Origin of the sequence: Xanthomonas maliensis (assembly GCF_009192945.1) — a bacterium.
Taxonomy (GTDB): domain Bacteria; phylum Pseudomonadota; class Gammaproteobacteria; order Xanthomonadales; family Xanthomonadaceae; genus Xanthomonas; species Xanthomonas maliensis.
On record NZ_NSET01000027.1, the window covers coordinates 20429 to 43454 of the forward strand.

General features: G+C 66.4%; 15 protein-coding genes. 10 read left to right on the forward strand and 5 right to left on the reverse strand.

All coding sequences use genetic code 11. The features are described 5' to 3' along the window. Window positions 1–69 precede the first annotated feature (69 nt). From CKY51_RS09400 to CKY51_RS09410, 3 genes are all read left to right on the forward strand, one after another. Window positions 70–1851 (forward strand): autotransporter assembly complex protein TamA, encoded by a 1782-nt coding sequence (locus tag CKY51_RS09400; protein WP_022974378.1) that lies wholly within the window; start codon window positions 70–72, stop codon window positions 1849–1851. Further along, window positions 1848–5702: a translocation/assembly module TamB domain-containing protein gene (locus CKY51_RS09405; RefSeq protein ID WP_022974377.1), complete on the forward strand. Its 3855-nt coding sequence runs from the start codon at window positions 1848–1850 to the stop codon at window positions 5700–5702. Before CKY51_RS09400 ends, CKY51_RS09405 begins: the two co-directional genes overlap by 4 nt. Before the next feature lie 430 nt (window positions 5703–6132). Further along, window positions 6133–6897, forward strand: coding sequence for a hypothetical protein (locus tag CKY51_RS09410; protein ID WP_152249144.1), 765 nt, complete (start codon window positions 6133–6135; stop codon window positions 6895–6897). Between the two features lie 297 nt (window positions 6898–7194). On the opposite strand, the gene CKY51_RS09415 is transcribed toward CKY51_RS09410, so the two are convergent. From CKY51_RS09415 to CKY51_RS09425, 3 genes are read right to left on the reverse strand one after another with little or no spacing between them, the layout of a single operon-like run. Beyond that, a complete protein-coding gene (locus CKY51_RS09415) occupies window positions 7195–8664 on the reverse strand; it encodes a J domain-containing protein (RefSeq protein WP_022971210.1) in 1470 nt (489 codons plus the stop codon). Continuing rightward, window positions 8661–10352: a molecular chaperone HscC gene (locus tag CKY51_RS09420; RefSeq protein ID WP_022971211.1), complete on the reverse strand. Its 1692-nt coding sequence runs from the start codon at window positions 10350–10352 to the stop codon at window positions 8661–8663. The genes CKY51_RS09415 and CKY51_RS09420 overlap by 4 nt, the downstream gene beginning before the upstream one ends. 36 nt (window positions 10353–10388) lie before the next feature. Further along, a complete protein-coding gene (locus CKY51_RS09425; RefSeq protein WP_211904876.1) occupies window positions 10389–11945 on the reverse strand; it encodes a hypothetical protein in 1557 nt (518 codons plus the stop codon). Window positions 11946–12391: 446 nt separating this feature from the next. Between CKY51_RS09425 and CKY51_RS09430 the strand changes: the two genes are divergently transcribed. Genes CKY51_RS09430 through CKY51_RS09440 form a run of 3 tightly spaced genes read left to right on the forward strand, consistent with a single transcriptional unit; the run spans window position 12392 to window position 13485 of the window. Further along, complete coding sequence (locus CKY51_RS09430) at window positions 12392–12817, forward strand: hypothetical protein (RefSeq protein ID WP_022971213.1); 426 nt, start codon at window positions 12392–12394, stop codon at window positions 12815–12817. 10 nt (window positions 12818–12827) lie between these two features. Next, window positions 12828–13277, forward strand: a complete 450-nt coding sequence (locus tag CKY51_RS09435; RefSeq protein ID WP_022971214.1) for a 3-dehydroquinate dehydratase — start codon at window positions 12828–12830, stop codon at window positions 13275–13277. Further along, the gene (locus tag CKY51_RS09440) at window positions 13258–13485 is read left to right on the forward strand and encodes a hypothetical protein (RefSeq protein ID WP_022971215.1); all 228 of its coding nucleotides are present in this window, start codon (window positions 13258–13260) and stop codon (window positions 13483–13485) included. The genes CKY51_RS09435 and CKY51_RS09440 overlap by 20 nt, the downstream gene beginning before the upstream one ends. A gap of 220 nt (window positions 13486–13705) precedes the next feature. On the opposite strand, the gene CKY51_RS09445 is transcribed toward CKY51_RS09440, so the two are convergent. Further along, on the reverse strand, window positions 13706–15439 hold the full coding sequence (locus CKY51_RS09445; RefSeq protein ID WP_022971217.1) for an outer membrane protein assembly factor BamB family protein: 1734 nt from the start codon (window positions 15437–15439) through the stop codon (window positions 13706–13708). A 71-nt stretch (window positions 15440–15510) separates the two neighbouring features. Here CKY51_RS09445 and CKY51_RS09450 point away from each other — a divergent pair, with 71 nt between their 5' ends. Together CKY51_RS09450 and CKY51_RS09455 are read left to right on the forward strand one after the other, a co-directional pair. Then, a complete protein-coding gene (locus CKY51_RS09450; protein ID WP_211904879.1) occupies window positions 15511–15813 on the forward strand; it encodes a hypothetical protein in 303 nt (100 codons plus the stop codon). A 32-nt stretch (window positions 15814–15845) separates the two neighbouring features. Continuing rightward, window positions 15846–17993, forward strand: a complete 2148-nt coding sequence (locus tag CKY51_RS09455) for a S46 family peptidase (protein ID WP_022971218.1) — start codon at window positions 15846–15848, stop codon at window positions 17991–17993. Between the two features lie 425 nt (window positions 17994–18418). Here the strand turns inward: CKY51_RS09455 and CKY51_RS09460 are convergent, their stop codons facing one another. Then, the gene (locus CKY51_RS09460) at window positions 18419–19003 is read right to left on the reverse strand and encodes a gluconokinase (protein WP_022971219.1); all 585 of its coding nucleotides are present in this window, start codon (window positions 19001–19003) and stop codon (window positions 18419–18421) included. A 156-nt stretch (window positions 19004–19159) separates the two neighbouring features. On the opposite strand from CKY51_RS09460, the gene CKY51_RS09465 reads away from it, so the two are divergent. Together CKY51_RS09465 and CKY51_RS09470 are read left to right on the forward strand one after the other, a co-directional pair. Continuing rightward, window positions 19160–20542 (forward strand): MFS transporter, encoded by a 1383-nt coding sequence (locus CKY51_RS09465; RefSeq protein ID WP_022971220.1) that lies wholly within the window; start codon window positions 19160–19162, stop codon window positions 20540–20542. A gap of 22 nt (window positions 20543–20564) precedes the next feature. After that, on the forward strand, window positions 20565–22943 hold the full coding sequence (locus CKY51_RS09470; RefSeq protein WP_022971221.1) for a GH36-type glycosyl hydrolase domain-containing protein: 2379 nt from the start codon (window positions 20565–20567) through the stop codon (window positions 22941–22943). Window positions 22944–23026 lie beyond the last annotated feature (83 nt).

The window sequence follows — 23026 nt, forward strand, 5'->3', positions numbered from 1 at the left end:
CGGGTGTCGTATAGTCGGGTCCGCTCACTTTTTGTGTCCCTTCACAGCGACGCTAGGTATTCTTGGCCGATGCTCAAAGTCGCGTTTGCTCTTTCCCTGTTGTGCGCGGTCCTGTTGCCCCTGCCGGTGCTGGCCCGCGGAACGATCGACAAGATCGAGATCAAGGGGCTGGATGCAGGCGATGACGCGGCCATGATCGAGAACATCGAGGTGTCGCTGTCTCTTTATGAGGCCGTGGGCAAGGTGCAGGGTGAGTCGCGGCTGGAGTACCTGCTGGCGCAGGCCGAGCGGCAGACGCGTGAGGCCTTGGAGCCGTTCGGTTACTACAGCCCCACCATCGACATCGCCGCGCCGCGCAATGGCGATCGCCTCACCGTGGTGATCACCGTGCAGCGTGGCGAGCCGGTCCGCGTGCGTCATTCGCATATCGCCCTGACCGGCTGGGCAGAGGACGATCGCTATCTTGGCGAAGACCTCAAGCGGTTCGAGCCGCGTCCGGGCCAGGTGTTCAGTCATCCCCAGTACGAGGCCAGCAAGGTGCGCATCACCCGCCGCTTGGCCGAGCGCGGCTATTTCGATGCCGACTTCACCCAGCGCCGCGTCGAGATCACGCGCGCCGAGCATGCGGCCGATATCGACCTGAGCTGGGACAGCGGCCGTCGCTACGACATGGGCAAGGTGCGCTTCGACTACGACTATTTTCGCGAGGGCCTGTTCGATCCGCTGGTCTACTGGGAGGAAGGCAGCTACTACCACGAGGGCAAGCTGGACCGCCTGCGAGAGTCGCTGACCAAGCTCGATTACTTCAGCACCATCGACATCCAGCCCAAGCCGGAGGAAGCCGACGCCCAGGGCCGGGTGCCGGTGGACGTGAAGCTGACCCGTGCCAAGCGCACCATCTACACCGCCGGCCTGAGCTACGGCAGCGAAAGCGGTGCCGGTGTGCGCGGCGGGCTGGAACGGCGCTACGTCAATGCGCGCGGGCACAAGATGGACACCCAGCTGGACTACGCGCAGAAGCGCAAGAGCCTGACCACCAGCTACCGCGTGCCGGCGTTCCGTTGGCTGGATGGCTGGTACACCGCCTCGGCGCGGCTGTACGACGAGCAGACCGAGTACATCGATCTGCGCAACGTCAAACTGACCGGCAGCCGCAGCGGCCAGATCAACGAACACTGGAGTGCCATCGCCTCGATCAACGCATTGCGCGAGCGCTGGCGTTTCAGCAGCGGCAACGACTTCACCGGCGCTGTGTACGAGAACTCCACCCTGGTGTACCCGCAGTTGCAGGTCAACTACATCAACGTCGACGATCGGCTGTTCCCGCGCCGCGGCGTGTCGGTGACGACGTTCCTGCGCGGCGGTGCCGAAGGCGCCGGGTCCGATACCAACTTCGGCCAGCTCTATGGGCAGCTGCGTTGGTTCCTCGGCGCCGGCGACAACAGTCGGTTGATCCTGCGCGGCGAAGGCGGTACCACTTGGACCAGCGACCTGGTCGCGATGCCGCCGAGCCTGCGCTTCTTCGCCGGCGGCGCCAACAGCATCCGCGGTTACGCCTTCCGCGAGGTCGGCCCGCGCACGCCCAAGCCGGACGAGTTCGCGCTGGGCGCCAAGAACGTGGTGACCGCCAGCGCCGAATACGAGCACTACCTCAACGGTGGCCCGTGGGGCGGGGCGGTGTTCGTCGACGGCGGTAGTGCCTTCGACGATCGCCCCGATTGGCATGCCGGTGTGGGTTTCGGCCTGCGTTGGCGGTCGCCGGTCGGCCCGGTGCGGGTGGATATCGCCCACGGCTTGAACAATCCCGATTCGCAGGTTCAGCTGTACATCGACATCGGGGCCAACCTGTGAGTGCGCCGACGCCGCCACCGGCCGCGCCACGCGCGCGCTTCTACCGGCGGCGCCGGTTCTGGGTCGGCTCTGGGCTGACCGTGCTGGGCCTGGGCGTGCTGGCGCTGATCGCCGTCTACTGGCTGCTGCAGACGGTGGCCGGGCGCGATGTGTTGCTGGCCCAGGTCGTCGCCCGCCTGCCGGTGGGTGCCAGCTTGAGCTATGGTGCGGTCGAAGGGCCGGTGGCCGGGCCGCTGACCCTGCGCAACGTCGACTTCCGCTACCAGGACATCCACTTCACCGCCGAGCGCGTGTACCTGGAGCCGGACCTGCGGCCTTTGCTGGGCCGCAAGCTGCAGCTGGATGCGGTGCAGGTCAGCAACGCCAGCTTGAACCTGGGCAAGAGCGAGGAACCGTTCAAGCTGCCCAGCTGGCCCGAGTCGCTGCCGCAGATCAACGTACCGCTGGCGATCCAGGCCGACCACATCGCGGTGGAGCAGTTGCGCATCACCCAGCTGCAGCAACCGATGATCGTCCTGCATCGGGTAGAGGGCGGGCTGGAGGTCGCCACCGGCGAGTTGCGCACACGCGCGCTGCGCGTGGACACCGACAAGGGCAATTTCCGCCTGCATGGCGATTACCTGCCCGGCAAGGACTACCAGGCCGATCTCACCGCCACCGCGGTGCTGCCTGCCGCGCGCGGGCGCACCCCGGCCAGCCTGGGGTTGGTGGCGCGCGGCGACCTGGCGCGAATGGAGGTGGCCATTGCCGGGCGTGCGCCGGCACCGTTGCAGGCCAGCCTGGTGTTCACCGGTCGCGACGATCCGAGCTGGGCGTTCAAGGCCGTCAGCGAGGCGCTGGATACCTCGCTGCTGATTCCGGCAGCCGACGGCGAGCAGCCCCCACCGGCCACCCCGATCGCATTGAACCTGCAGGCCTCCGGCAAAGGCGGCAATGCTGATCTGCAGGGCAGCCTGAAACAGGGCGAGCTCCGTCTCACCGTGCAGCCCTCGCATCTCCGCCTGCAGGACCAGGTGCTCACCGTCGAGCCGTTGATCGTCGATGCCTTCGAAGGCCGCACCCAACTGCAGGGCACGGCCGACTTCCGCAATGCCGACAATCCGAGCTTCCGCTTTGCCGTCAATGCCAGCAGCCTGCGCTTCACCCCGGCGCCCGATCCGAGCACGCCCGACGCACCGCTGGTGCCGGTGGAGCTGACCGAGGCGCGCCTGGGCGTGGCCGGGACCTTGCAGGCCTGGGCCGCGATCGGTCGCGCCAGCCTGGAGCGCGACGGCCAACAGGCCGCCGTCGTGTTCGATACCCGCGGCAACGCGCAACACGCCCAGCTCAAGCAAGTGCAGGCCACCACGCCGGGCGGCTCGCTGGATCTCACCGGCGATGTCGGTTGGACGCCCGCGCTGCACTGGGATGTCGCTGCGCAGTTGTCCAAGTTCGACCCGGGGTATTTCGCTCCCGGCTGGAACGGCAACCTGTCCGGCAAGATCGCCTCCAAGGGACGCCAGTTGCCGGCGCCGGCCGGTGGCGTGTCGCCAGGGGTGGAGGCCACCGCCGAGATTCCCAGCCTGAGTGGACAACTGCGCCAGCGCGCGCTGTCGGCCAATGGCAAGTTCGCCCTGCGCGGCACTCAGGGCGAGGGACAATTGCAGTTGTCGCTGGGCAATAGCCGCATCGATGCCAAGGGCAAGGTGGGCGACCAGCTCGATATCGCGGCGCAATTGCAGCCGTTGCAACTGGATGACGTGCTGCCCGGTGCCACCGGCAGCGTCCGTGGTCAGCTGCAGGTGAGTGGGCGACGCGATGCGCCCGACATCGTGGCCGATATCGCCGGCAATGGTCTGCGCTGGAACACCTACAGCGCGCAAAGCCTGAGCCTGCGTGGCCGCTTGCCGTGGCGCGGCAGCGATGGACAACTGGCGTTGCAGGGCACCGCGATCGAGGCGGGCGTGGTGCTGGACAGCGTGCGTGTGCAGGCACGCGGTGCGGTGGAAGCGCTGGGCCTGCAGGCGGACATCGCCAACAGCATGGCCAGCCTCGCCGTGCAAGGCGATGTGCGTCGCAACGGCGCCCGCTGGCAGGGGCAAGTCGGCACGCTGCGCATCGTGCCGGCCAAGGGCGATGCCTGGGCACTGCGCCAACCGGCGCAGTTCAGCAGTGACGGTGCCACGTTCACCTTGTCCGACACATGCCTGGGCGCCAGCAGCGGCGGAGCGCTCTGCGCCAATGCCAACTGGCCGCGCGAAGGCATGGTGGTGCATGGCGACGCACTGCCGCTGGCGCTGGTGCAGCCGTGGCTGCCCAAGCAGGAAGGCCGGCAGATCTATCTGCGCGGCGAACTCAGCATCGACGGCAGCTTCAAGCCGCGCGGCAACGCCTGGGAAGGCAGCTTCCGCGTCGCCTCGCCCGAAGGCGGTATCCGTCTGGGCGAGAACCGTTATGCCGCGGTCGCCGGTAACCCCAATCGCGGCGAGTTGTTGCGCTACGACCAGTTCAGCATGCAGGCCGATTTCACCCAGCAGCAGATCCAGGCCAAGCTCGGTATCGGTTTCCAGGGCGCCGGCTTCGTCGATGCCAAGTTCAATACCGGCTGGGATGCCTACGCACCGCTCAATGGCGAGCTGTATCTCAACATGTCGCGGCTGTACTGGCTGGAGCTGGTGGTGGCCGACGTGGTGCGCCCCAAGGGGCTGGTCGAAGGCCACGTCAGTCTGCGCGGCACGCGCGACAAACCGCTGCTCGGCGGCGATGCCACGCTGAGCGACTTCACTGCCGAATATCCGTCGATGGGTCTGACCCTGAGCGAGGGCAAGGGCCGCTTCGACGCGCTGCCGGATGGCTCGGCCAAGATCACCGCCTCGGCCAAGTCGGGCCCCGGCACGCTGACCGTCGACGGCGGGTTGTCGTGGTTCGGCACCAGCACGCCGCTGCTGCTCAATATCCGCGGCGACAACGTGCTGGCGTACAACACCAGCGAACTACGCATCATCGCCAATCCCGACATGCAGTTCGGCATCGCCGACAAGACCATGCAGCTGCGCGGCAAGGTTACCGTGCCGGAAGCGGACATCGACCTGGAACGACTGGATCGCGGCACCTCGGTGTCCGAAGACGTGGTGGTGCTCGATCCGGTGGATCCGGAGCAGACGCCGGCTTCGCCGCTGGATATGGACCTGGCCATCGTGCTCGGCGACAAGGTCAACATGAGCGGCTTCGGCCTGAAGGGCGGCCTGAGCGGGCAGATGCAGATCCGCGCACGTCCTGGCCGTGAGATGACCGCCAATGGCGGGCTGGACGTGCGCGGCCGCTACAAGGCGTACGGCCAGGACCTGACCATCACCCGCGGCGAGCTGACCTGGAACAACAATATCGTCTCCGATCCGCGCGTGAGCCTGCGTGCCGAGCGCAAGGTTGGCGACGTCACCGCCGGCATCGATGTCAGCGGTCGCGCCGAATCGCCGCGCGCCGATGTCTGGTCGGACCCGGCGATGTCGCAGTCCGAAGCGCTGTCGTATCTGGTGCTCGGCCGCGGCCTGTCCACCGCCAGCAGCGACGAGTCGCAACAGGTCAGCGCCGCCTCCGCCGCCCTCTCGGCGGGCAGCAGCCTGGTGGCATCGCAGATCGGCGCCAAGCTCGGCCTGGACGAAGCGGGCGTCAGCCAATCCAGCACGTTAGGCTCGGTCGTGGGCTTCGGCAAATATCTCTCGCCCAAGCTCTACGTCGGCTACGGGGTCTCGATGATCGGCGGCAGCTCGGTGCTGACGCTCAAATACCTGCTCAGCCGCGGCTTCGACATCGAAGCCGAATCCAGCACGATCGAGACCAAGGGCTCGGTGAACTGGCGGCGGGAGAAGTGATCAGGGCACGTCAAGGCGCGCGGGGGCGGAGTATTTCTTCGGCAGATCATGCGCCGGTCAAACAGATGCTCAATGTGTTTCGTGCTGGGCGGTCACTGGCGTTGGGGGAAAGCGGCACCTGACACAACGATGGAGCTTCTTCGTCACGGAGTTTGCATACCGTCATCTGGGTGTCGAAGCATTACGCGAAACTTGAATAGGACGCTATCCGTTGTTTGCGTGAGATTTCTATTGCTGGCCGGCCTTGTACAGGCGGGAGCCTGCTGGAGTTCCGCTCAGTGGCTCCAGTCGCTGCGCTCAACATGTCTACGAGATAGGCGCCATTGAAGAACGGCCACCAGTGCCTCCTGAAAAATCGCTGCCTTGAAACCGCTGGGCTAGAACTCTGATTGATCACCATCCGCGTATTCTGAGTGTCGCCTCTTAAAATATGTCAATCATAAAAACACTCCTGACCAACCTATTCGGTCGTCGTCCCGATACCGGGGCGACAACCAATGCTCCCCCCAGGACGGTACAACTTGAGACCCAGCCCGATTTCCCTGAGGACTTCGGCTTAAAGATGAATTGGTTTGCAATCAAGACATCCGATGTCAATGCCGTACTCAAGGTATTGAACTTCGGGTCGGGAAGTAGTGCCAACTGGAGCTCTGGAATACGGGCTGCCTACGATACGCGCGCGCGTGGTTTCGACAAGGACCTTGCCTTCGTCACTCCGCCTATTGACGGATGGGTCATCGTCGCGGGAGCCGCGCTACCTTATCCGGTGATGCATACGCCAGATCGTCATGAGGGTATTGGTGATGCATTCGACGTTCTGTTTTCCCGCCTTGCTGCTTCCTTCTCCGATGTCCAGTTCTTCGGTAGTTATAGGGTGGTGGACTTCGTCGCTTGGGCGCGCCGAAAGATGGGTGAACCTGATCGTATCTTTGCATTCGGCGATGGCGACGTATATGCCAATGTTGGAAAACAAACTGCAGACGAAGTGTTGCTGGGATTGCCGAACCTTGATGATCTTTCGCTTGAAGAGGCAACAGCGAGGATGTTCGAAGACGAGGCTCCGTTTCTTGATGAGGAAGCGCCGTTACTGTTGGCAGGGCGATGGAGCATTAATCCCGGAAAGTTGTCAGAGACATCCTTGTCCGCGGCTTGCGGCGTCGTTGTCGAACTACCCCGTATAAAATCCTATCGATAAAGGCAGTTGGGATGTTTCCCATCACGGCGCTCACATGCCGTTGCGGCTGAGCTTGCGCTCAATACGGCTAACGGTAGGAGCTCCTGAGTGCGGCGTCGATAGCTGAACGTAGGGAGATCTGCATGGCGGCCAGCGGCGATTCCTTGGGGTAGGCAGTTTGTGACCATCGCGCCGGTGGTATATGCGTCCCAAACGCGTAAGCGTTAGGTGACCAGAAACACATAGGCTGTATGCAGATATGGTGTGGTGCTGAAACTGCCCAGCTCTGTTTCTGCCAAGTGTTCCAGACGCGCTCTGCTACGCACTGCGCCAGGCCTGCGCAATGGTGCCGCGGTGCTTGATTACGTCCATCGCCCACAGCACCAGGGCGCCGACGCCGGCGATTTCGCTGAAGACGAAGATCAGGGCGCCGAGTTTGAACAACGGCGCCAGCAGCAGAAAGCTCCAGCCCTTGAATTCGAACGAGAGTCGCGCGCGTTGCATGTAGCGGCGCACGGCCAGCAGCAGTGCGGGCACCAACGCCATGCTGCCGAGGATGCGTTGGCTGCCGGAATGGATCAGCAGCACACCCAGGCAGACCAGCACCGGAATGAAGGCAAGTCGCCAGAAGATGGCTTGCTGGCTGGCGCCCGCATGTTCGTCGCGGGACTGCCAGGCGATCAGCGCGGTGATGACGAACCACCCCAGCCAGACCGCGACCGTGGCCAGTGCAAGGCCGAGTGCGAGATTGACTGCATCCATGCGTCCGGCCCACAGCGTGAGCAGCAGGGTCAGTATGCCGATCGCTGTGCCGACCAGGGCGCTGCGCGCCAGCCCGACCAGTAGGCGCGGTGCATTGGCGTGGCCGCCATTGGCCAGCGATGACCAGAACACGACCCGTTGTCGGTTGAACTGCGGAGGCAAGGAGCCGTGTGGATGGCCGAAGGCTGCCAGCAGTTGCAGCACCTTGTTGACGTTGGCCGGCAGCAGCGCGGCGCCGACCAGCTTGCTCCAGGAGAATACGCCGCGCAGTTTGCCGACCAGCGCGCGCGCCTGGTCGGGCGAAGAGGCGATGCGCATGCGATGGATCAGATGCCAGTGCAGGGTCGATTCGCCCGCCGGCTCCAGTAGCCAGCGCTTGTGCATGGCCTGTCGTAATTGGCCGATCAGGTGGGGATCGATCTCGCTGCCGAGCTGGTCCCAGTCGAAGCAGCGGATCAGCAGGTCGCAGCTGTCTTCGCAGATGCCGGGCCGCTGCTGCAGCAATCGCTCGGCAAGCAACTGACCGATGATCGGCTTGTGCTGCAGCGACCACAGCGTGGGCTGGGCCTGCAGCCACTGTGCGAGCGCTTCGGTCGTCTGCGTGCAGGCCTGCTCCACGATCGCGTCGGCGGTTGCGGCGACATCGATCGGTGCAGGGAGCTCGATGGCGAGCGCGCTGTTGGCCGCTGCCCAGGAGACCGGCGCGGCCGGCGGATGCTCAAGGCGGCGCGCTGGCGGCGGGGACGCGATGTCCGCCAGTGGTGCAGCCGTTTGCGGCGCGCTCTCGGCCGCCGGGGCGGCGGGCAGCGGCAGCGGCGATTGCGCATCGTCGTGCTCCGATACCTCCGATGACGGTTGCTGCGTCCGCCACCAGGCCAGCGCGGCCTGATACGTCTCATGCAGCTGCTGGAACCCCTGCGGATCCTCGTCCGGGCGGGTGAGCTTCAGGCGCGCGGCATAGGCACGCTTGATGCTGCGTTCGTCTGCGTCGTCCGACAATCCCAGCGCCGCCAGCGCCCAGCTCATGCGCGCGCTTCCAGCTCGTCCAGGGCCTGTGCGAGTTCCTCGCGATGGCGTTCGATGCGCGCCAGGTCCTGGCTTTCGAGCACTTCGCGAAACTGCGCAAGCCACTGCTGCACCATCTGGCGCGCGTCGATGTATTCCTCATAGACGCGCTCGGTGCGGGCCAACAACGCGAGGTTTTGCTGTTGTTCGCGAGGATGCACCTTGAGCTCGGCCAACGCCGCAAGACGCTTGGCGATCTCGTCGCGGTCGAGCAGGCCGGGATTTTGTTCGAGGATCAGTTCGTGCCGCTTGCCGGTGGCGTCCTCGATCACCTCCACCTGCAGCAATCCATCCACGTCGTAGGTGAAGCGGGTCAGGACGCTCTGCTCGCTGCGCGGGCGCTTGGGATCCAGCGCGACACGCAATTCGCCCAGTTTGATGTTCCGGTCGACCATGGGGTTCTCGCCCTGGTACACATCGATGACCACCTGGGTCTGCTGTTCGTGGGTCGGATGAAAGCGATCCTCGCGGCTCACCGGCACCACGCTGTTGCGCGGGATGATCGGGTGGAAGTAGCCGCTGCGCATCTGTCCATCGCCGCCGCGACGCGCCACCTGGGTTCCCAGCGTGTAGGGGCAAACATCGGTCAGCACCACCTCACGCAGGCTTTCGTCGCGGCTTTTCAGACCTGCCGCCACCACCGCACCCAGCGCGATCGCATGGTCGGGATTGACGTGGCGCAACGGCAAACGGCCCAGCATGCGCGTGGCCAAGCGGCTGATCATCGGCATGCGCACCGCACCGCCGACCAGCACGATGTCGTCCAGCTCCGATGGCCGTAGCTTGGCATCGCGCAGCGCCCGCTCGATCGGCACCCGCATGCGTTGCAACAAGGGTTCGGCCAGCTGGGCGAAGCGTGCTTCGTCGATTTCCCAACCATACGCCTGTCCGGCGATGCTCAGGCTCAGCGTGCCCTGCGGCTGTGTGCTCAGTTCGCGCTTGAGCTGTTCGATCCGGCGCCGCAACTGCGCGCTGTCGCTAGGCGCGAGCTTGGCAGGGTCGAGCCGATGTTCGCTGCAGAAGCCATCGATCAAGACCTGCAGGAAGTCCTCGCCACCCAGGAAGTTGTCGCCCGCGCTGGCATGCACTTCGACCACGCCGTCGAACATCTCCAGCAGTGAGACGTCGAAGGTGCCGCCGCCGAGATCCAGCACCAGCACCCGGCCTTCGCCGCCGCGCTCCTGCAGCCCGTAGGCCAGCGCAGCGGCGGTGGGTTCGTTGATCAGGCGTTCGACCCGAATGCCGGCCAGCTCGCCGGCAACGCGGGTGGCCTTGCGTTGCGCATCGGAGAAATACGCAGGGACACTGATCACCGCCTCCTCGATCTTGTTGCCCAGCGCCGCTTCGGCGTCGGCGATCAGCGAGCGCAGGATCAAGGCCGACAGTTCTTCCGGGCGGAAGCTGCGCTGGCCGAGTTTGGTCTCACGCGGGCTGCCCATCCAGCGCTTGAACGCCGCCACGCTGTGGCCGGGGTGGGTCACCAGGCGCTCGCGCGCGGGTTGGCCGACCAGCAGGCCGCCGTCGTCGTCGACGCTGATCACCGACGGCGTCAGCAAGCTGCCGTGCGGATTGGCGAACAAGCGCCCGCCGTCGGCATCGTGCACGCCGATCAGCGAGTGGGTGGTGCCAAGGTCGATACCTACGATCATGAGCGAATCCTTGTGGTCCTTTCCATTACGGGAATTCTAGCGGTGCTCTTGCAGGCGATGATGCTGTGCGTCCTGGATCAGCGTGACGGGCCAGACCAGCAGCGCAAAGATCGCGCCGGGCCAGGCGCCGGCCTGCACCACCAAGGCGAGGAGCGAGCCCAATACCACGCAGCTTGCGATGGCGAGCACCATCAATTGCGCATCGGCGTCCATACGCCGCGTCAGGCGAAACAAGGCGATATACGCAAGCGCCGCGCCGCCGGCGACTCCCATGCCACCGCTGCGCATCCCGGCCAGGACCAGCAGGCTCGCTACCGGTAGCAGCCAGGCATGCGCGATGCGTTTGCTCCTGGACATGCGCCGGATGGATGCCTGCCAGCGTGCGGCGAACTGCACCAGCACCCCTACACTCCAGATCGCCAGCCCGGTTCCGATCGCGCCGAACAGCCATGCGCTGGCTGCGGCGCCGGCGATCGGAAGCATCACCAGCGTGCCGATGGCAAGCATGGCAGCAACGGCCAGCCCACGCGCCAATCCAAGCGTCAATTGCCAGCCATGTGGGCGGCGCGGATCTCCGACCTGCCGCCAGAAGCGCACGTGTCGGGGCTGCAGCGATGCAGGCAGACCGTCGGGAAACCATCGATCGATGATGCCGCAGAAGCGGTACATCCAGGCTGGGCGCGCGGGCGGCAACGCGGACAGCAAGCATCCCCAACGTAACGGAGGGCCGACGACGCGTGCGCGTAGCGTTTCCGCCCATTGCGCTGTCATCGGCTGCCAGTTTTCCGTCTCGAGTTCATAAGCCAGCACCGCGGTATCGCCGCCCGGTGCCAGTGCAGCGCACCGGCGTTGGACGCGAGCCTGCGCTCTGGCCGCCTTGCGTGTCTCGGTCAGCCATGCACGGTCGTCGCGATCGAGCTCGAACTGCTCCCAGCGGAACGCCTTGGACAAGGCATCGAGCGTCTCCAGCGACGGGGACGTGTCTTGCTCGCGCAGTGCACGCAGCACGTGCGCGCCGATGGCAGCATGCTCCTCATAAGGCAGCGGGATGAGGCGCGGCGCCAACCAGTCTGCCAAGAACTCAGGTGATTGTTTCAACGCGACGGCCAGGACGCGGCCGGTCCAGAGCGCATGACGGAATGCGCCATCGTCCTCGTTGCAGAAGCAGGCGATCAAGGTGTCGAAAGCCGTATCCGAGACAGCCAGTCCATCGCGCGCGAACCGGTCTGCGATGGCCTGGCCAACACGCGGGCGCAACTCCAGCGACCACAGCTCCGGCAGGCCATGCAGCCAGCGTTCGAAGTCCGCTGAGGGCTGGTGATGGGCGGCGGCGAGGATGCGCATTGCGACCTGCTGCACATGCGAGTCGTCCTGCCATTGCGCCAGCTCCGCCTCGAGAGCCGGGTCTTGCACGAGGTCGGCCAGCGGGCGGGAGCGGCGCCTGGGTGGCGTCTCTGCGGCGGGCGGAGCTGCCACGGCAGGCTGCGCTGGCGATCTGTCGGTCTCCGCGTCGACGCCGGCGTCAAGGTCCTCGACCTCGGCCTCGACCGTCGCGTTCGCGGCTAACCATGCGTTCGCCTCTGCCCACGCCAAGGCCGCCTGGTAGGTCTCGTGCAACTGCTGGAACGCGACCGGGTCCTCGTCGGGCCGGGTGGTCTTCAGGCGCGCGGCGTAGGCACGCTTGATCGCGCGCGGTTCGGCGTCCGGTGGCAAGCCTAGCGCCTCGGTTGCCCAGCTCATCGCGCGGCTCCGGCGCTGGTGCGGTGTCGTTCGCGTTCCATCCCTGGCTGGTTCCCTGCGCGTACGGTGCCGTTGAGATCAAGGCGCTGTGGATTGCCGTGTCGCTGGCCTTCCCCCTCGCCCGGAGTGGAAATATCGGCCAGCCCCGAGCGAACTTGATCGCGCGTGCACCGCCTCTGCTGGCGTCGATTTCGCCATTACGCACTCTTTATGCCGGCGGTCCAGGGCACGGATAGCGCCTTTATGCCGCCCAGTCCTACCTTGGCAGTCCCGCACGCGAGTGCGTTGAGCCGAACACGATGTGTATCCTGATTTTGCAAGGTCCCCAGGCCGAGACCGCGGCGTTGCCGGCAGTGGCATCGGAGTGTGCCGGGCGTGCGTTGCGCACCCAGGCCTGTGCCGATGTCGCGACCCTGATTGCCGGCTTGCACGCCGCCGGCGATGACGCCGAGGTGGAACTGGTTGTGCTGGATTCGGGCGATCTGCCGTTGTCCGAGCGCAGCTGCGCCAGCGCCCTGCGGGCGGCCGTGGACGCGTTGCCGACGCCGTACATCGAGTTGCATACCGATGCGGCACAGGAACTGGAGCCATGGCTGCATCCGCAACATGCGCCGCTGGCGGTGGTCATCACGCCCCACGATGCCGAACGTGCCTACGCGATGTCGCTGGGCATCGCCGCCCGCTGCCTGCCGACGCGTGGCGTTGCGCTGCGCGTGGCTGCCTGAGGAGCCTGCCATGTCGATCATGATCCTGCGCGGCCCGGAAGTGGACGCCGCCTTGGTGCGCGGGCCGCAGCCGCTGCCGCGCGATGTCATCAAGCAGTTGGTGGCCTGCGCCGGCGATGCTGGCAAGACGGTGGCGCTGCGTGCCTGCGGCTCGGAGCAGGAACTGCTGGATGCGCTGCGGGTCGCCGCCCAGGCGCGGATGGAGGTTGCCTTGATCGATCCGGGCAGCTGCGTGGACAGCGCGCGCCTGCACCGGGTGCTGGCGACGTTGGATACCCCGTACGTGGAGACCCACGACGACAGCGCCGATCGACCGGAACGCTGCCTGCCGCCCGCGCTGGGCCGGCGCCTGGCGACAGTGCGCGGCTATTGTGCGCAGAGCTATCTGCTGGGGTTGGAGATTGCGTTGGAACACCTGGGCTGCACGGAGATTCAAGGCGATGTCCACGTCGGTACCTGAGCGGCGACGGCTGCATTACTTCGCCAACTACGAGGCCTATTGCGATGGCAGGCCCGTGCTCTGGGGCCAGCTGACGCACAGCGTGGACGTGCCGGACGGCGACGAGCTGGATGCCGCGGCGCTGGTCGGTTGCCTGCGCCGGCGCGCCGCCGAAGCGCATGGCCTGGAAGCGGGTCAGATCCGCTTGTGCCAGGTCACGCGGTTGTAGACCGCGTGTGGTCCGCGCCCTGCCGCAATCGGCGCGCGCGCAGTGGCCTGGCGTCGGTACCGATCCGCGTGTCGGCGACGACCCGATCGACATGCAGTCGCAGAGCGTCCGATCGTCCTGAACGAACACCGCCGCGCGAGCGCGGCGGTGTTGTGCTGCAAGATCGTAGACAAACACAGTGCAGTGGGCCGACGAGTGGCCCACGCACTGTGCCTGATGGTTACTTCGCCGCAGCGGGGCTGCTCGGGACGAACTTGGTCAGCTGATTGCTGCTGGCCGCTGTCCCGAAGTTGAAGCGTCCATAGCCTGCGCCCCAGTACAACGCGCCGTCGGAAATGGCCGGCGAACTGAGCACCGAGCCGGGCGCGGTGTAGTTCCACAGGGTGGCGCCGGTGTCCGCGTCGAGCGCGACCATGATGCCCGCCATCGAGCCGGCGTAGACCAGGTTCGGCGAGACCGTCAGCGAGCCCTGACCACCGGCCGGGAACGTGGGCGTCACCGGATTCACCCCAGGCACCTTGACCTGCCAGAGGATCTTGCCGGTGGCCGCGTCCAGCGCCGCCCACGAGCCACCGTTATGGGTCTGGGTGTTGTCCGGGCCCAAGGTATAGCTGGTGTGGTCGTTGTTGTTGATGGCCACGTACACGCGCGACTTGTACGGATCGAACGCAGTGCCCCATTCGATGCCGCCGGTGGCGCCGCCGGGGCCGACCTGGGTCGACCAGACCTTGTCACCGGTCTTGGCGTCGAAGGCCCAGTAGATGCCGCTCTTCTGGCCGGCGCCGATCAGTTGCTGCGGCTTGCCGTCCTTCCAGACGGTGAACAGGTTGACGCCGGCGCCGCCGAAATCGTAATCCGGACCGGCCAGATTGGTCGCCTGCGTGTTGGGGCACAGGCCATTGGTCGGCGCCACCAGGCACGACAAGTTCCAGGAGTCGTAGCCCTGGGCGCGGTTGGCCCAGACCAGCTTGCCGGTATCCAGGTTCAGCGCGACCACCGAGTCGACATAGTTGTCCGGCGCCATGCAGTTCAGCTCGTCCTGCACGGTGGCCTTGCTGCCCAGGTAGGAGCGCACGTTGGAGACGCAGTTACCCACACTGAAGGGAATGTTGTAGTTGTTGCCGGTGCCGAAATACAGGCGACGTTTGGCCGGGTCGATCGCGACCTGGCCCCACACCGACGCACCGGTATAGCCCTCCGGCACCGTGTAGAACTGCCAGATCTTGTTGCCGGTGGCCAGGTCCAGCGCCACCACGCTGCCGCGGAAGCTGAAGGTGTGGGTGGCATCCAGATTGCCCCAGTCGCCCGAGGACACGCCGACATAGACGCGGTTGCCGACGATCACCGGCGAGGAGGTGATGCGGGCCTGGGCATTGGCCTCGACTGTGCTCTTCCACAGCAGCTTGCCGGTCTTCTTGTCGATTGCCAGCACGGTGCCGGCGGCCTGGTCGCCGACGACGATGCTCTTGCTGCTGATGGCCGGCGTATTGCGCGTGACCGAGCTGGTATTGCCGGTGTAGTCGGATAGCTTGGCCTGCCAGTTCGGCTTGCCGGTCTGGGTGTCCACGCTGTACAGGCTGCCGCCCCAATCCGGGACGTACAGGGTGGTGCCTTCCACGCTGGGCGTGGCGGAGATATCGCCGCTGGTGGTCAGGGTCCACGCTGGCTTCAGCGTCTTGACGGTGACCGGGTTGATTTTCCACTCGCCGGGGGCGAAGCGCGTATTGAAGTAGCCGCCGCCGGCAGTCGGCCACAGCTTGGGCAGGGCGAACGGCGGGTTGCTGCCGAAGCTATGCCAGACCTGCCCGGACTGGGCGAAGGCCTGGGTATCCAGCGACGTCGTCGCCCGCGGCGCAGCGGAGGGGGCAGACTGGGCGAGCGCAACGGCGCTGGCCAGCAGGCAGGGGACGACGGTCAAGCGACGGAACCACAAGCGGCGAGGAGTGTTGGTCATCACGGCATGTCCATGGATGGAGGTGGCGCTGGATCCCCCCGGATCTATTGGCCGCACCTTCGCCGATCGCCGTGACCATGCAAGCGGCGCCGCAGCGCCACGTTCATGCTATGGCCGGTTCTCAGCGTATCTGGTTGAACCAGCTTGAAAAAATTCTGTTCAACCTGTGCGGTATCCGCGCAAATCGTGATGAATCATCACTATCTGGCCCGCTGGCGATAGGCAAAACATTGCCCACGTTCAGCCAGTTTGGCGTGCGCTTCTGCTCGGTCTCTTGCAGGAACCTGGAAATTCCGCGCTACCTGGCCGATGCCGCGCGCAGTCGTGCTACTGCCAGCCTGGGGCGGTTTGCCTCTCGCGGCTGCCCTCGTTAAGGTCGCAGACCGTTTCGAATGGAAGCATCTGCATGCGCGTCCCGACCGTTCCGTTGGCCTCCCTTGCCCTGGCACTCTCGCTCGCTGGCGGCGCGCGTGCCGATGAGGGCATGTGGATGCCCGCCCAATTGCCGGATGCAGCCCAAGCGCTGCGCAGCGCCGGCTTTGTCGGCGACCCGCGCCAGCTGGGCGACGTCACCCAGGCCCCGCTCAATGCGGTGGTCAAGGTCGGTGGCGCCACCGGTGCCTTCGTCTCTGGCGATGGCTTGCTGCTGACCAACCACCATGTCGCCTTCGGTGTGATCCAGTACAACAGCAACGCCCGCGAGAACTTCATCGATCAGGGCTTTGTCGCCCGCGATCGTCGCGACGAGCGGCCGGCCAATCCCGACTTTCGCGTGTTGGTGACGGTCGGCTTCGACCGCGTGACCGAGCAGGTACTGGCGCAGGCGCGCGGCAAGCAGGGGCGCGCCTACTTCGATGCGGTCGATGCGGCCAGCAAGCGCATCGTGGCCGACTGCGAACGCGAGCCCGGGGTGCGCTGCAGCGTCGCCTCTATGTACGAAGGCAGCGACTTCTACCGCATCCGCCAGCTGGAGCTGCGCGACGTGCGGCTGGTGTATGCGCCGCCGCGCGCGATCGGCAACTACGGCGACGAGGTCGACAACTTCATGTGGCCGCGGCATAGCGGCGACTTCACCCTGCTGCGGGCCTACGTGGATCGGCAGGGCCGGCCGGCGGCCTACAGCCCGGACAACGTGCCCTATCAGCCGCCGGCGCACCTGCAGGTCGCGCAGGACGGGCCGAAGGTTGGCGATTTTGCGATGCTGGCCGGCTATCCCGGCACAACCTATCGTCATCGCACGGCAGCCGAGTTCCAGGCACAGGTGGAATGGACGCTGCCGCAGCGGGTGGCGACGCTGGACCAGTTGATGGCGGTGATCGAGACGGCCGGACGCACCGATGTCGATGCGCGCACGCGCTACGCTGCCCAGCTGCAGTCGCTGAAGAACAATCGCAAGCGCGCGGCGGGCGAGCTGGAGGGATTGCAGCGCAGCGATGCGGTCCGCCTGCGCAGCGACGACGAGCGCGCGATGCTGGCGGCCACGCGCGGCGCCGACGCGCGCGATATTGCGGCCTTGCAGGAACGCCTGGCCAAGAGTTCGGCCACCCGCGAACGCGATCTGCTGCTAACCTTGCTCGGCAGCCAGACGCAGCTGCTGCGCGCAGCCTTGACGCTGGAGCGCTTGCGCATCGAATCCGCAAAGCCCGATGCGCAGCGCGAGAGCGGCTACCAGCAACGCGACCACGCCTTGATCGAAGGCCAGCTGCGGCAGGTGCAGCGTCGTTATGCCCCGCAGGTCGAAAAGGTGCTGATCACCGCCCTGCTGACGCGGTACCAGCAGCTACCGCCAGCCCAGCGGGTAGCGGCGTTCGACGCGGCGTTCGGCACCACCCCGGCTGCGTTGCAGCAGGCGCTGGACGCGGTGTACGCGCAGACCCGCCTCGGCAGCGAGGACGAGCGGCTGGCGCGCTTTGCCGCCGCCCGCGAAGGCCGGGCGATGGCAGCCGATCCGCTGCTGACCCTGGCCGCGGCGTTGGTGCCAGCGCAGCTGCAGCTGGAGGACGCGCGCAAGGCGGCAGAGGGCGAACAGCTGCGCCTGCGTCCGGCCTATATGCGCGCGCTGACGGCCTGGCGACAGCAGCAGGGGCGGGTGCTGTATCCCGATGCCAACGGCACGTTGCGGGTCAGCTACGGCCGTGTGCAACCGCTGGCGCCGCGCGATGCGGTGAGCTTCGCACCGGTGACCACGGTGGCCGGCATCGTCGAAAAGAACACCGGCACGGTGCCGTTCGACGCCCCGGCGCCGCTGTTGCAGGCCATTGCCCGCGGCGACTTCGGCAGCACCGCCGATCCACAGCTCAAGACCCAGACGGTGAACTTCCTGACCAATCTGGATACTACCGGCGGCAATTCCGGCTCACCGGTGCTCAACGCGCGCGGCGAGTTGATCGGGCTGAATTTCGACAGCAACTGGGAATCGGTGAGCGCCAGCTGGTGGTACGACCCGCGCTACAAGCGCGCCATCCACGTGGATATGCGCTATCTGCGCTGGCTGCTGGCCAAGGTGTATCCGGCGCCACAGCTATTGCGGGAAATGGCGCTGCCGGCCGAATAGCCGGCGCATGCAGGACGACTGGCGCAACCAGGGCGTTGCGCCAGCCGAGTGCCGGATTGCCGATCATGCGCGCGACGGTCAGCGCGCGGACTGCGGCGTGCACCACATGCGGCGTGCGCGATGCGCCTGCCGACCCAACGGCGGTCGCCGAACCACTGGGGCTCGTCACGCAGGGCGTGTCAGCGGCCACAACGCTTGTGCGCGTTCGCTCCATACACGGACGGCGAAACCGCTGCGTCGCGCTGCCAGTCGAGGCGTTGCTGCATCGCTCGCACGCCTGCCCGTCACGCGATGCGACCTCGACAACGGGCGGCCGACCCAGCACGCAACCGCAAGGCCGCATGTGGCTGCGCGCGTGCGGTTATCGGCAACGCCAGCGTGACCTGCAACGACACAAGGCGAATCCCGGTACACGGGCGCTTGGCTCAGGCCTGCTGCAGTGGCGGCCTGGCGGCCGCGATCGCGGGCACGCCGCTGCGTGTGAGCTGCGCGACTGCCGCCTGCACCACCTCCGGCACGCTGGCGGACACATCCACCGCGATCACGTCCGCTTCGTCCATCGGCGGCTGCAAGGCCTGCAACTGGCTGTCGAGCAAGCTGGGCGGCATGAAGTGCCCGGCGCGTGCGCTCAGCCGCGCAGCGATCACCTCCGGTGCCGCATGCAGGAACACGAACCGCATCGGCACCTCGCTGGCCCGCAACAACTGCCGGTGTGTGGCGCGCAGACCGGAGAACGCCAGCACCACCGAGCTGCCGTCGTGGACGCACTCGCGCAGCGTGGCCGACAGCAGCTCCACCCACGGCAGCCGCATGGCATCGGTGAGCGGTTGCCCAGCCGCCATCTGCGCGCGTGCCGCCACGCTGTGGTAATCGTCCGCATCCAGAAAGCGAACGCCGTAATGCGCGGCCAATGCCTGCGCAATGGTGGTCTTGCCACTGCCGGACACGCCCATCACCACGATGGCCAAAGGCAAAGCGAGCGCGGGCGTGGCGTTGCTGTCGATCTCCATCACGTGGGGTTATATCTCCGGATCAATTCGGCATGTTGGTCAGTTTCACGTTGGCGGCGGCCGATGCGTGGTGTAGCGTCGGCGCTCCTTGCCAGGTGAGCGTTGCAGCAGCGTAACGGCGCGCTCGGCCGGGTTCAACGCATCCAAGGGCGGCCGATGACGTCTCCATCCGCAACGTCTGCATCGTCGGCGCCCCTGCGCTGGCGCGAAAAACTCGGTTACGGTTCCGGCGATCTTGGCCTGAACCTGTACTGGGCCAATATCTCGGCGTTCCTGCTGATTTTCTACACCGACACCATGCACCTGCCGGCCGCGGCCGTCGGCACCATGATCCTGTTGACCAAGGTGGTCGATGCGATCGCCGATCCGGTGATGGGTGCGCTGGCCGATCGCACGCGAACGCGCTGGGGCAAGTTCCGGCCCTATCTGTTGTGGGGCGCCGTGCCGATGGCGCTGACCGGTGTGCTCGCCTACACCACGCCCGCGCTCGATCAGGACGGGCGCATGTGGTGGGCGACGCTCAGCTTCCTGTTGATGATGCTCGCCTATACGGTGGTGAGCATTCCGTACTCTGCCTTGTCCGGCGTGATCACCGCCGATGGGGCGCAACGCACCAGCCTGATCAGCCTGCGTTTCATCGGCGCTTTCGCCGGCACCACCCTGGTCAATTACTGCACGCTGGATCTGGTGGCCTGGCTCGGTGGCGGCAACGATGCCGATGGCTGGCAACGCACCATGATGGTGTACGGCGCGGTCGCGGTGGCGCTGTTCGTGGCGGTGGCGCTCACCACCCGCGAGCGCGTGCAGCCACCGCCGCAGCAGCGCACGCCAATTCGCCAGGACATCGCCGACCTGCTGCGCAACCGGCCGTGGTGCGTGTTGTTCGTGTTGTCGCTGATCATCATGGTCACCATCGTCATGCGCGGCGGCACCGGTGTGTACTACCTCAAGTACTACGTGCAGCGCCCAGATCTGACCGGGCTGTTTTTGGGCAGCTATTCGGTGGCGCTGGCGGTAGGCGCAGCGATCACGCCGCTGTTGACGCGGCGCTGGGACAAGCGCCGCCTGATGGCGGGGCTGATGGCCCTGGTCGGGGTGCTGAGCTGCGCGATGTTCTTCGTGCCGGCCGATGCGGTGTGGGCGATCTTCGGCTTGAACGTGCTGATCGGCCTGGCGCTGGGTCCGAAATCGCCGTTGGCGTTCTCGATGTACGCCGACAGCGCCGACTACACCGAGTGGCGCACCGGACGGCGCGCGACGGCGATGACCTTCGCCGCGGCGACGTTCTCGCAGAAGCTTGGCGGTGCGCTCGCTTCTGCCGGTATCGCCTGGGTGCTGGCCGGCATGGGGTATGTCGCCAACACCGCGCAGTCGCAGGTGTCGCTGACCGGCATCGTGCTGTTGTTGACGGTCATCCCGGGCGCAGTGGCGTTGCTGGCTGCCTGGACCATGCGTTTCTATCCGCTCGATGACGGCCTGTTGCGCCGCATCCAGCACGACCTGGCCGCGCGCAAGCGCGACGAACCCGAGGCCCCCTGACGTGTCCGTATCGCCTTCCGATATGCCCGAGGATCTGTCCGACCTGTTGGCGCCCAGCGCCGATGGCGCGCGCTATGTGCTGCGCAGTCCCACTGCCATGCCCAACGCCAGTGGCTTTCTGTGGAACCGGCGGATGATGCTGCAGCTGACCTGCCGCGGCTATGCGACCGGGCAGTTCATGCAGCCGGAGCCGTCCAAATACGCGCATGCCCCGATCCTGGAAGCGCGCAATTTCATGATGCCCGAGCAGCCGTATTACGCGCATCACCCCGGGCGCTTCTTCTATCTGAAGGACGAGGAGACCGGCGCGTTGTATTCGGTACCGCATGAGCCGGTGCGCGCGCCGCCGCAGCAGTTCGAGTTTTCCGCCGGCAAGCACGACGTGCGTTGGCGCGTACGCCACGACGACATCGTGGTGGAACTGTGCGTGGCACTGCCGACCGACGATGCGCTGGAGCTGTGGGAATGCCGTGTCCACAATCTGTCCGGACGCACGCGTCGGCTCAGTCTGTACCCGTACTTCCCGATCGGCTACATGTCCTGGATGCACCAGGCTGGCGACTACGAGCCGGCCTTGGGCGGCATCGTCTGTCGCAGCGTGGCGCCCTACCAGAAAGTGCAGGACTACTTTCGCCAGCGCGATTTCAAGGACTGCACCTTCCTGTTGCACGAGCAGGCACCGCTGGCCTGGGATGCGCAGCAGATGGCGTTCGAGGGCGAAGGCGGATTGCATGCACCATCGGCGGTCATGGCCGACCAGCTGGGCAATACTCCGGCCCACTACGAAACCCCGGCCGCCGCGCTGCAATACCGGCTGCAATTGCAGCCACAGGCCGATGCGCTGTATCGCTTCGCCTTCGGGCCGGCGCGCGACGATGCCGAGATCGCCGCGTTGCGCGCGCGCTATCTGTCGGCCGAAGGCTTTGCCACGGCGGCACGCGGTTATGCGGACTATCTGCAAGGTGGTCAGGGCTGCATCGAGATCCAGACCCCGGACGCGGCGCTGGACAACCTGGTCAACCACTGGTTGCCGCGGCAGGTGTTCTACCACGGCGACGTCAATCGCCTGACCACCGATCCGCAGACCCGCAACTATCTGCAGGACCACATGGGCATGGCCTACCTGCAGCCGGCCACAGCGCGTGCCGCGTTGCTGCATGCGCTCTCGCAACAGGAAGCCAGCGGCGCCATGCCCGATGGCATCCTGCTGGTGGAGGGCGCGGAGCTGAAGTACATCAACCAAGTGCCGCATACCGACCATTGCGTGTGGTTGCCGATCTTTCTGAGCGCGTATCTGGCCGAAACCGGCGACAGCACGATCCTGCAGGCGATGGTGCGCAGCGAAGAGGGTGAGCAGCGCTCGGTCGCCGAGCGCCTGGATGCGGCGATGCAGTGGTTGCTGGACGCGCGCGACGCCCGCGGGCTGAGCTATATCGCCCAAGGCGACTGGTGCGACCCGATGAACATGGTCGGCTGGCGCGGCAAGGGCGTGTCCGGTTGGCTCACCGTCGCCACCGCCTATGCCTTGAAGCTGTGGGCGGAGTTGTGCGCTGCGCATGGCCGGCCAGAGCAGGCAACGCGCTTCGCCCAGGCGGCCCACGCCATCAATGCCGATGCCAACCGCGAGCTATGGGATGGCCAGTGGTACGCCCGTGGCATCACCGACGACGGCGTGCGCTTCGGCATCGCCGAGGACGTGGAAGGGCGCATCTACCTCAATCCGCAAAGCTTTGCGCTGTTGGCCGGTACCGCCGACGCCGCGCAGCGGGCCGCGCTGCTGGAGGCCGTGCGCGAACAGTTGCACACCCCATACGGCCCGGTGATGCTGGCGCCGGCCTACACCCATATGCGTGACGACGTCGGCCGGCTGACGCAGAAATTTCCCGGCTCGGCGGAGAATGGCGCGGTCTACAACCATGCTGCCGCGTTCTATCTCTACAGCCTGTACCGGATCGGCGAGGCCGACCGCGCCTGGGAGATTCTGCGCGCGATGCTGCCCGGTCCCGGACGCGCCGACGTGCTGCAACGCGGCCAGTTGCCGGTCTACCTGCCCAATTACTACCGCGGCGCCTGGCACCAGTTTCCGCGCACCGCCGGCCGCTCCAGCCAGCTGTTCAACACCGGCACCGTGGCTTGGGTCTACCGCTGCGTGCTGGAGGGCTTGTTCGGCTTGGTGGGCGACGGCGATGGCCTGGCGATCCGTCCGCAGCTGCCGGCGCATTGGCCGCAAGCGCGCGCCGTGCGTCGCTTTCGCGGCGCGCGCTTCGAGGTGACGCTGACGCGCGAGCCTGGCCGGCAGGCGGTGGAAGTGGAAGTGGACGGTGTGGTCTGCGCCGATCAGCGGGTGCCGGCGGTGGTGGCCGGCCGCAGCTACCAGGTGCAGGTGCGGCTGCCGGGTTGAAGGTGGTAACCGAGCGGGGCGGCGGCGTGAGCGTCCGAGCCGGCCGCCGCCGTCGCGCGCGCTCGATCGTCGTCGTCGGCGGC

Coding starts and splice junctions, on each gene's coding strand:
- CKY51_RS09400 (WP_022974378.1), top strand. CDS start 70: ATGCTCAAAGTCGCGTTTGCTCTTTCCCTGTTGTGCGCGGTCCTGTTG.
- CKY51_RS09410 (WP_152249144.1), top strand. CDS start 6,133: ATGTCAATCATAAAAACACTCCTGACCAACCTATTCGGTCGTCGTCCC.
- CKY51_RS09415 (WP_022971210.1), bottom strand. CDS start 8,664: ATGAGCTGGGCGCTGGCGGCGCTGGGATTGTCGGACGACGCAGACGAA.
- CKY51_RS09420 (WP_022971211.1), bottom strand. CDS start 10,352: ATGATCGTAGGTATCGACCTTGGCACCACCCACTCGCTGATCGGCGTG.
- CKY51_RS09430 (WP_022971213.1), top strand. CDS start 12,392: ATGTGTATCCTGATTTTGCAAGGTCCCCAGGCCGAGACCGCGGCGTTG.
- CKY51_RS09435 (WP_022971214.1), top strand. CDS start 12,828: ATGTCGATCATGATCCTGCGCGGCCCGGAAGTGGACGCCGCCTTGGTG.
- CKY51_RS09440 (WP_022971215.1), top strand. CDS start 13,258: ATGTCCACGTCGGTACCTGAGCGGCGACGGCTGCATTACTTCGCCAAC.
- CKY51_RS09445 (WP_022971217.1), bottom strand. CDS start 15,439: ATGACCAACACTCCTCGCCGCTTGTGGTTCCGTCGCTTGACCGTCGTC.
- CKY51_RS09455 (WP_022971218.1), top strand. CDS start 15,846: ATGCGCGTCCCGACCGTTCCGTTGGCCTCCCTTGCCCTGGCACTCTCG.
- CKY51_RS09460 (WP_022971219.1), bottom strand. CDS start 19,003: ATGGAGATCGACAGCAACGCCACGCCCGCGCTCGCTTTGCCTTTGGCC.
- CKY51_RS09465 (WP_022971220.1), top strand. CDS start 19,160: ATGACGTCTCCATCCGCAACGTCTGCATCGTCGGCGCCCCTGCGCTGG.
- CKY51_RS09470 (WP_022971221.1), top strand. CDS start 20,565: ATGCCCGAGGATCTGTCCGACCTGTTGGCGCCCAGCGCCGATGGCGCG.